This window comes from Streptomyces sp. NPDC007095, from assembly GCF_040634475.1.
Taxonomy (GTDB): Bacteria; Actinomycetota; Actinomycetes; order Streptomycetales; family Streptomycetaceae; genus Streptomyces.
This window is the reverse complement of record NZ_JBEYFS010000139.1, coordinates 24,217-31,632: the sequence shown is the minus strand read 5'-3', so window position 1 is coordinate 31,632 and position 7,416 is coordinate 24,217. Positions and strand designations below refer to the sequence as shown.

Below are 7,416 nucleotides of genomic sequence, written 5' to 3'. Positions count from 1 at the left end.
CGAGGGCCTGTGCCCGGCACGCCGAGAGCACGCACCTGACGCCGCAGGGCCCGCCCTCCGGGCGGACGACGGGAATTTGACGACAGGACCTAGCCGGCGAAGGGCGAATCGCCGTGCATCCTCGTGGCCGGCTTCGCGGCCGGGGCGTGGCGGACGACGGCGAGCGGTTCGCCCGAGGCGAGGGCCGCGGTCAGCAGCAGGCCCGCGTCGGCGTTGCGCCCCAGGTCCTCGATCGGGCCGTGGCCGCCGGGGAAGTAGACGGCGTCGTAGTCCCCAGGCGGGCGTCCGACAGCTGGATCGGCCGCCGCATCTCCTCCGCGGAGCGGATGACTCCCTCCAGGTCGAGTGCGAACTGGGCATTGCCCGCCATCTCAGTGCGCAGGCGCGCAGGCTCATCATGTTCACGTTCGGGACGGCCCCGTCGGGAGTGGCCACCACGACCTGGTGGCCCGCCTCCGTGGGCGCCTCGTACGAGGCCGCGAACTCTTCGGCCCGGTAACCGGTCGTATATCTCGCCCCATCCGTGAGCGTCCAGGAGGCAGCTGCACCGCTTGTCCGCGTCTGGCCGTATCCGATCAGGCACCTTCGGACGGCTTTCCGCAACGCCCGCGATCCGGCCATGCCGCCGAAGCCGCCGGCCGGCACCTGCGTCCCCGGCGGCGCAGGGCGGGTTGGCCGAACCTCACCTCCGTCCCGTCACCAGGTCTGCTCGCCGGCGCGCACGAGGATCTCGTTGACGGCCACCCGACGGTCCCTGGTGACGATGTAGGAGACGGCGTCGGCGATGTCCTCTGGGCGCAGCAGTTCCATGCCCTCGATCTGGTTCTCGATCGCCTGCCGCACACCGTCGCGGAGGTGCGTGCTCAGCTCCGTGTCCACTGTGCCGGGCTCGACCACGCTCACCCGGACGCGCTTGTGCATGACCTCCTGCCGCAGGGCTTCGGTGAATCCGTTGACGCCGAACTTCGTCAGGTTGTAGACGGCCGTCCCTGGCCTGGCGACCCGGCCCGCGGTGGAACTGATGTTGACCAGGTCGGCCACCCGCCGCGGGGAGTCCTCGGCGGCGCGGAGGAGATGCGGCAGCGCAGCGTGGGTGATGTACAGCAAGCCCTGGACATTGACCTCGAGCATCCGCTCCCACTCCTCGATCGGTGAGTCCACGGCCTGCCCGACGCCCATGAAGCCGGCGTTGTTGACGACCGTGTCCAGGCGGCCCGACTCGGCCACCACTCTCTCCACCGCCGCCGCGGCCTGCTGCCGGTCGGTGATGTCGGCCACGACGACGAAGGCTGTACCGCCCTCGGCCCGGACCTTCTCCGCGAGCTCCTGCAGCCGCTCACGTCGCCTTCCGAGAACGGCGACGGCCGCCCCCTCCGCGGCAAGGCTGCGCGCGGTCGCCTCCCCGATACCGCTGCCGGCGCCGGTCACCAGCGCCACTGTGCCCTGCAGTCGTCCGGTCATGTTTTCGTCCTCCATGTGTCGTCCTCGCGGCCTGACAGGACGCGAGAATGGCGCGGCTCCGCAGCGTCGAAGGGGGTCTCGGAGAGACAGCCGCGGTACGGCTGCCGTACGGCCGCTCGTACGCGACCTGGCCCGAAGCCGCAGTAACCTAGTATCCGGAACTGGTTCCGCTTGGACGATAAGCGGAACTGGTTCCGGTTGCAAGCGTCACAGGACGGAGCAGGGCTTGACCGACAACAAGAGCGACGCGACAAGGCGGCAGAGGCCGCTGCGAGCCGACGCTCAGCGCAATGAAGACCGACTGCTCGAAGCCTCGGCGGCAGCCTTCGCCCGCGACGGATTCAACGCCTCGGTGAAGGACATCGCCCGCGAGGCCGGCGTCGGCGTCGGTACGCTCTACCGGCGGTTTCCTTCCAAGGAGCTGCTGATCGAGGCGACGTACCGCCACGAAGTGCAACTCCTGTGCGAAGCGGCGCCTGAACTCGCGTCCTCACTCCCCCCGGCGTGCGCCCTGAAGACGTGGATGGAGCGCTTCATGGACTTCATGGCCGCCAAGCACGGCATGGCCGACGCACTCCGCGTGGTGCTGACCGACGACGGCGAACGGCTGCAGACCCGTGCCAACCTCGCCGAGGCAATCGACCACCTCCTCACCGCCGGTGCGGGCCAGGGGGTCACCCGGGGGCAAGTAGGGGCTCATGACGTACTGATGGCGCTCGGCGGCATCAGCCTCATCGCCGACACCGAGCGCCGACCCGATCTCGCCGCGAAACTCATCGACCTGCTACTGCACGGCATCCTGACGGACTGACGCCCCGACGGCGACCGGACTGCGACGCTGTCGCAGCCTGTGCGGGCCCCGGGGCGGCGTCGCCGGCGGCCGCCCCCTGCTCACGCTCGACCACTCGACGACCGGGACCTCGACGCCCCCGTCCGATCCGTGCCGATCCGCACCCGGACAACCGCTCCCGCTCCCCCGGCGGGATCAGCGCTCCGAACGCACCGGGTGCTTACTCATGATCGAGACCCGGTTGAACGCGTTGATGGTGATCGCCACCCAGATCACCGCGGAGACCTGGTCGTCGGTGAGGGTGTCGCGGGCGGCCGCCCAGGCGGCTTCCTGCGCGGCGGCGTCGGTCGGCTCGGTCGTCGCCTCCGCCAGCGCGAGGGCCGCGCGCTCCGCGGGAGTGAACAGCTCGGTGTCCCGCCAGGCGGCCAGCACTCCGAGGCGCTGCGCCGTCTCGCCCGCATGCAGGGCGGCCCGGGTGTGCACGTTGAGACAGTAGGCGCAGCCGTTGATCTGCGACACGCGGAGGTTGATCAGCTCCACCACGGTCCGGTCGAGCCCCGCGTCGGCGGCAGTCGCGCGCACCGCTTCCGACGTCTGGATCAGCTCGTGATAGGCCTTCGGGCTCTGCTTGTCGATGAAGATCCGCTGCGTCGCGGTTCCTGTCACATGGCTGCTCAACCCCGGACTCCGTTCTACTATGCTCCGAGTATCGTTGTTGAATCTGAAACTATCATGGTGACGGAAGGCGGTTCCCGGTGAGCGAAGTCGACGTCCTCTCCCCACGTGACGTACCCCTGGGCGGCCCGCGCGCGATGACCGTGCGGCGCACACTGCCGCAGCGCGCGCGGACCCTGATCGGAGCCTGGTGCTTCGCCGACCACTACGGTCCCGACAACATCGCCGAGACGGGCGGCATGGAGGTCGCCCCGCATCCGCACACCGGACTGCAGACGGTGAGCTGGCTGTTCAGCGGGGAGATCGAGCACCGCGACAGCCTCGGCAGCCACGCCTACGTACGGCCCGGCGAGCTGAACCTCATGACGGGCGGGCACGGCATCAGCCACTCGGAGGTGTCCACCCCGCGCACCACGGTCCTGCACGGAGTCCAGCTGTGGGTGGCGCTGCCCGAGGAACACCGGCACGCGGAGCGGGACTTCCAGCACTACGTACCCGAGCCCTGGCGGGTCGACGGGGCCGAGATCAGGGTGTTCCTGGGCTCCCTCGCCGGTCAGGAGTCCCCGGTGCGCACCTTCACACCCCTGCTCGGCGCCGAGATCGTCCTGGAGCCGCGCGCGACGGTCACGCTCGCCGTGGACCCCGGCTTCGAGCACGGGCTGCTCGTCGACCACGGAGACGTCCGTATGGCCGACACCTTGCTGCGTCCGGCGGAGCTGGGTTACGCCGAGACCGGAATCACAGGTCTGACGTTGGTGAACGAGTCGGACGACCCGGCTCGCACCGTACTGCTCGGCGGAACCCCGTTCGAGGAAGAGATCGTCATGTGGTGGAACTTCATCGGCCGTAGCCATGAGGACATCGTCCGCGCCCGGGAGGACTGGGCGAACGCCTCCGATCGCTTCGGCGCCGTCGAGGGGTACCCGGGGGACCGTCTTCCCGCTCCCGTTCTGCCGCATGCCACCATCGCACCGCGCGGCAACCCGCCGCGTCGCCGACCCACACCCGAAAGGCATCTCATGACCGAGTCTCCCGCCGCTGCGACCATCGAGCGGAACGATGCCAGGCATCGCTACGAAGTCCTGGTCGACGGCAAGCGCGCCGGCCTCACCGCCTACCGCGATCGCGGTGAACAGCGCGTCTTCTTCCACACCGAAGTCGACGACGCCTTCGCCGGCCAGGGCCTGGCCGCGCGGTTGGTCGAGCACGCGCTCACCGACGTGCGCGACCTCGGCATGCGGATAGTTCCCGTGTGCCCTTACGTCGCGAAGTTCCTGAAGAAGCACGACGAGTTCGCCGACATCACCGACCCCGTGACCCCCGAGGTCCTGGCGTGGCTGGACACGGAACTGGGCTGACCCCGTACCTCCCTGCGGTGCCCCGGGCGGGAAACGTCACGAGCACCGGTTCGACGAGCCGCCGGTCCCCGGGGAAGCCGGCGCCGCGCAGGCACCGGTGCGAGGCCGGGGGCGGAAGCCGGCCTTCGTCGAAGCACGGCTGGACGCCCCGGGAGGACGAACTCGGGGAGGTCGCCGCTGTGCACGTACAGCCGTAGCCGGTATCCGACGTGGCCGAGGAACAGCGTCAACTGCCGCTCCGGAGCGTCCAGGTGGAAGCTTCCCTGGGCGACGAGCTCGGTCTCCCCGTCGGGATGGACGTCCAGCAGCTCGCGAAGAAGTCGGTGGACGGGCCGATGGCGGTCAGGGCGAGTTCGAGGGAGACCGGCCCCGCCAAGTCGACCGATTCCACGGCCGGTTCGGTCTGTCCGTGCCACCTCGCCCCGGCCGTGCGGCCGGTGATCCGGGCCCAGTCCGGCTCGAAGCACAGGGAACGCGCCTCGTGCCCTGTCACGGACCGAACTCACCTCCACCGAACTGCTCGACAGGGTGGGCCTGGACGCCCGGACGGGCCGCTCGAAGCCCAGTGCGCTGTCCGGTGGCCGGCGCCGGCGGGGGGCATCGCCCGCGCCCTCTCGTATCTCGGCCCCGGATCCTCGTGCCCGACGAGGCGGTCTCCGCGCCGGACGTCTCCATCCCAGCGCAGGTGCTCATTCTGCTCACCGGCCTGCGCGACGAGATCAGCATCAGCTACCTCTGCGTCACCCACAACCTGGCCGTCACCCAACAGGTGACCGACGAGTGGTCGTGATGTACCGGGGACGGGTCGTCGAACGGGGCTCCACCGATCAGGTAGCGACCTCGCGGGAGCACCCGCACACCCGTACACGCGAGCACCGGCCGGGCCGCCTAAGTCACTCACGAGGACATCGCCGACGTGATCACGGCCGTCGCCCTCGACGTCCGCGCCCTCGCACTCGGTGTATTCGACGCCATCGACGCCCACCCGTGGATCGGCACCCAGCTCGCCCGCGCCGCAGGGCAGTCACTCACGCTGCGGGTCTTCGAACACCTCGGACGCCAGGCCCAGGCCCTCGGCGTACCCCACACCGCCCAGTTCACCGCCGCGTCCACGCTGCTGGACTACATCCTCGGAGTGGGCGGACAGAACGCCGCCAACGCCCGCGGACACCAACCGGACACCAACCGGACCGAGTTCCTCAACACCGCCTCGGCCGCATGGGCACACCTCGACCCCGACGAATACTCGTTCACCCGCAACGTCGCAGACCAACTACGCGACCACGACGATCGAACAGAGTTTCTCGCCGGCATCGACCTCGTCCTCACCGGAATCACCACCCACCAAAGGCCGACCGAACCGACGCCGCCGTAACCGCCCCCGCGCAGCCTCGAAACCCGGGTTGGTTCCCCATGGCTGACAGTTCGAGGCCGCGGAAATAGTTGTGCTCCGGCTGACGGAGTGGTTGTTCCCATCGGCTGAGGTCGACACGGACAGGGATTCAGCCCACCGGCTCGCGCTCGGGTGAGGACGACGGCGCGCCGGCCCATCGGAGCAGGGCGGCTTCAAGGCCGGTGACGGCGGCGATGTCGGTGGCATCAGCGGTGTCGGAGGCGTCAGCGGTGTCGGTGGCATCAGCGGTGTCGAAGGCCCAGGCGACCACCCCGTCCGGGCGTACCAACACCCCGGTCGGCGTCGCGTGGTCGTCGGTCACGCTACTCACTCGCCCGGCCCAGGCCGCGGCGAGGCGGACGAACGCGCCATCCGGAGTACGGTCGAGCAGCAGGAACCCGCCGCCGTGACCGTGGTCGACCAGACGGGAGCCGTCCCTCAGCCACAGGTCGGGGACGAACCCGCCGACCAGCGGATGGTCGCCGGGCAGGTCGACGCGCTGCGTGACGCCGGAGATCTTCTTGACCGCGTATGTCGTGCCCGCCCGAGTGTTGAGCAGATCGGCCACGATCCCCCGCAGCGCGGCCGACTTGGAGTCCCCGCGCAGCACCCCGATCTGGGCTCGCGTCCAGTCCAGCACCCAGGCGCCAAGGGGACGGCGTTCGGCGTCGTAGGTGTCGAGCAGCCCTTCGGGCGCCCACCCGGCGACCACGGCGCCGAGCTTCCATCCGAGGTTCATCGCGTCGCCGACCCCGAGATTGAGCCCCTGCCCGCCGAACGGCGGGTGCACGTGCGCGGCGTCGCCGGCCAGAAGCACCCGTCCCGACCGGTAGGCCGCGGCCTGGCGGGTGTTGTCGGTCCAGCGGGTCGGGGTGGCGCGCAGCGCCGTCAGCGTGACGTCGGTCCCCGAGACCCGGCGCAGGCTGGTCTGCAGCTCATCCAGGGTGACCGGCGCCGAGCGGTCGGCGGGAGGACCGTCGAACTCCATGGTGGCCACCCGCCCGACCTGTGGCCCGCAGCGGTACGCCCCCGCGGGCGACCACACCCATCCGTTCGCGAGCTTCTCCGGGTCGGCGATGTCGACGACCGCCTGATACCCGGTGAGTTCGGGGTCGGTGCCGGGGAAGTCGATGCCCGCGAGGCGGCGTACGGCGCTGTGCCCGCCGTCGCACCCGAGCAGCCACCCGGTGCGCACCGGGCCGGCGGTGGTGCCGACGAGCACGCCGTCGCCGGTGTCTTCGAGCGCGGTGACCTCCACCCCGCGACGCACCGGTACGCCGAGTCGCGCGACGTGCTCGGCGAGCAGCACCTCCAGCTCACGCTGCGGCACCATCCGCGCTCCGTCGGCCGCTGCGTGCGCGGCGAAATCGGGATCGGACCAGTCCACGAGGTCGGCGTCGAGGATCATTCCCGCGAAGTGCCCGGTGAACCGCGAGTCGGGCGCTCGCCGGCCCTCACCGGGCGTCCGGTCGCCGACCATGCGGGCGAACGATCCCATCCGCTCGAGTATCTCTTTCTGCACCTTTTCGGCGGCAGGCAGCAGGCCACGGCGGTCCAGTGCCTCGGCCGTCGGCATGTTGATCGACTGCGCCTTCATCGCTTCGTCCGGCTCGGGCCGCCGCTCGAGTACCTGCACCGTCGCCCCGGAGAGCGCCAGCTCGGCGGCGAGCACGAGGCCCACCGGCCCGGCTCCGACCACGGTCACGTCCACATTCTGGTTCACATTCATGTTCACGAAC

8 protein-coding genes are annotated in these 7,416 nt (G+C 70.3%); 4 read left to right on the top strand and 4 right to left on the bottom strand.

The genetic code is table 11. The features are described 5' to 3' along the window. Window positions 1–696: 696 nt before the first annotated feature. Complete coding sequence (locus ABZ656_RS36850) at window positions 697–1,461, bottom strand: SDR family NAD(P)-dependent oxidoreductase (RefSeq protein WP_101404087.1); 765 nt, start codon at window positions 1,459–1,461, stop codon at window positions 697–699. 226 nt (window positions 1,462–1,687) lie between these two features. On the opposite strand from ABZ656_RS36850, the gene ABZ656_RS36845 reads away from it, so the two are divergent. Further along, window positions 1,688–2,272 (top strand): helix-turn-helix domain-containing protein, encoded by a 585-nt coding sequence (locus ABZ656_RS36845; RefSeq protein WP_360274006.1) that lies wholly within the window; start codon window positions 1,688–1,690, stop codon window positions 2,270–2,272. Window positions 2,273–2,446: 174 nt separating this feature from the next. On the opposite strand, the gene ABZ656_RS36840 is transcribed toward ABZ656_RS36845, so the two are convergent. Continuing rightward, window positions 2,447–2,929 (bottom strand): carboxymuconolactone decarboxylase family protein, encoded by a 483-nt coding sequence (locus ABZ656_RS36840; protein ID WP_360274003.1) that lies wholly within the window; start codon window positions 2,927–2,929, stop codon window positions 2,447–2,449. A gap of 77 nt (window positions 2,930–3,006) precedes the next feature. Between ABZ656_RS36840 and ABZ656_RS36835 the strand changes: the two genes are divergently transcribed. After that, on the top strand, window positions 3,007–4,284 hold the full coding sequence (locus ABZ656_RS36835) for a bifunctional pirin family protein/GNAT family N-acetyltransferase (RefSeq protein WP_360274000.1): 1,278 nt from the start codon (window positions 3,007–3,009) through the stop codon (window positions 4,282–4,284). A 226-nt stretch (window positions 4,285–4,510) separates the two neighbouring features. Here the strand turns inward: ABZ656_RS36835 and ABZ656_RS36830 are convergent, their stop codons facing one another. Then, on the bottom strand, window positions 4,511–4,777 hold the full coding sequence (locus tag ABZ656_RS36830; RefSeq protein ID WP_360273997.1) for a hypothetical protein: 267 nt from the start codon (window positions 4,775–4,777) through the stop codon (window positions 4,511–4,513). Between the two features lie 144 nt (window positions 4,778–4,921). On the opposite strand from ABZ656_RS36830, the gene ABZ656_RS36825 reads away from it, so the two are divergent. Both ABZ656_RS36825 and ABZ656_RS36820 read left to right on the top strand, forming a co-directional pair. Then, window positions 4,922–5,074, top strand: coding sequence for a hypothetical protein (locus ABZ656_RS36825; RefSeq protein ID WP_360273994.1), 153 nt, complete (start codon window positions 4,922–4,924; stop codon window positions 5,072–5,074). 126 nt (window positions 5,075–5,200) lie between these two features. Further along, on the top strand, window positions 5,201–5,659 hold the full coding sequence (locus ABZ656_RS36820; protein WP_360273991.1) for a hypothetical protein: 459 nt from the start codon (window positions 5,201–5,203) through the stop codon (window positions 5,657–5,659). Window positions 5,660–5,786: 127 nt separating this feature from the next. On the opposite strand, the gene ABZ656_RS36815 is transcribed toward ABZ656_RS36820, so the two are convergent. Then, window positions 5,787–7,406 (bottom strand): FAD-dependent oxidoreductase, encoded by a 1,620-nt coding sequence (locus tag ABZ656_RS36815; RefSeq protein WP_360274012.1) that lies wholly within the window; start codon window positions 7,404–7,406, stop codon window positions 5,787–5,789. Window positions 7,407–7,416 lie beyond the last annotated feature (10 nt).

Coding starts and splice junctions, on each gene's coding strand:
- ABZ656_RS36850 (WP_101404087.1), bottom strand. CDS start 1,461: ATGACCGGACGACTGCAGGGCACAGTGGCGCTGGTGACCGGCGCCGGC.
- ABZ656_RS36815 (WP_360274012.1), bottom strand. CDS start 7,406: ATGAATGTGAACCAGAATGTGGACGTGACCGTGGTCGGAGCCGGGCCG.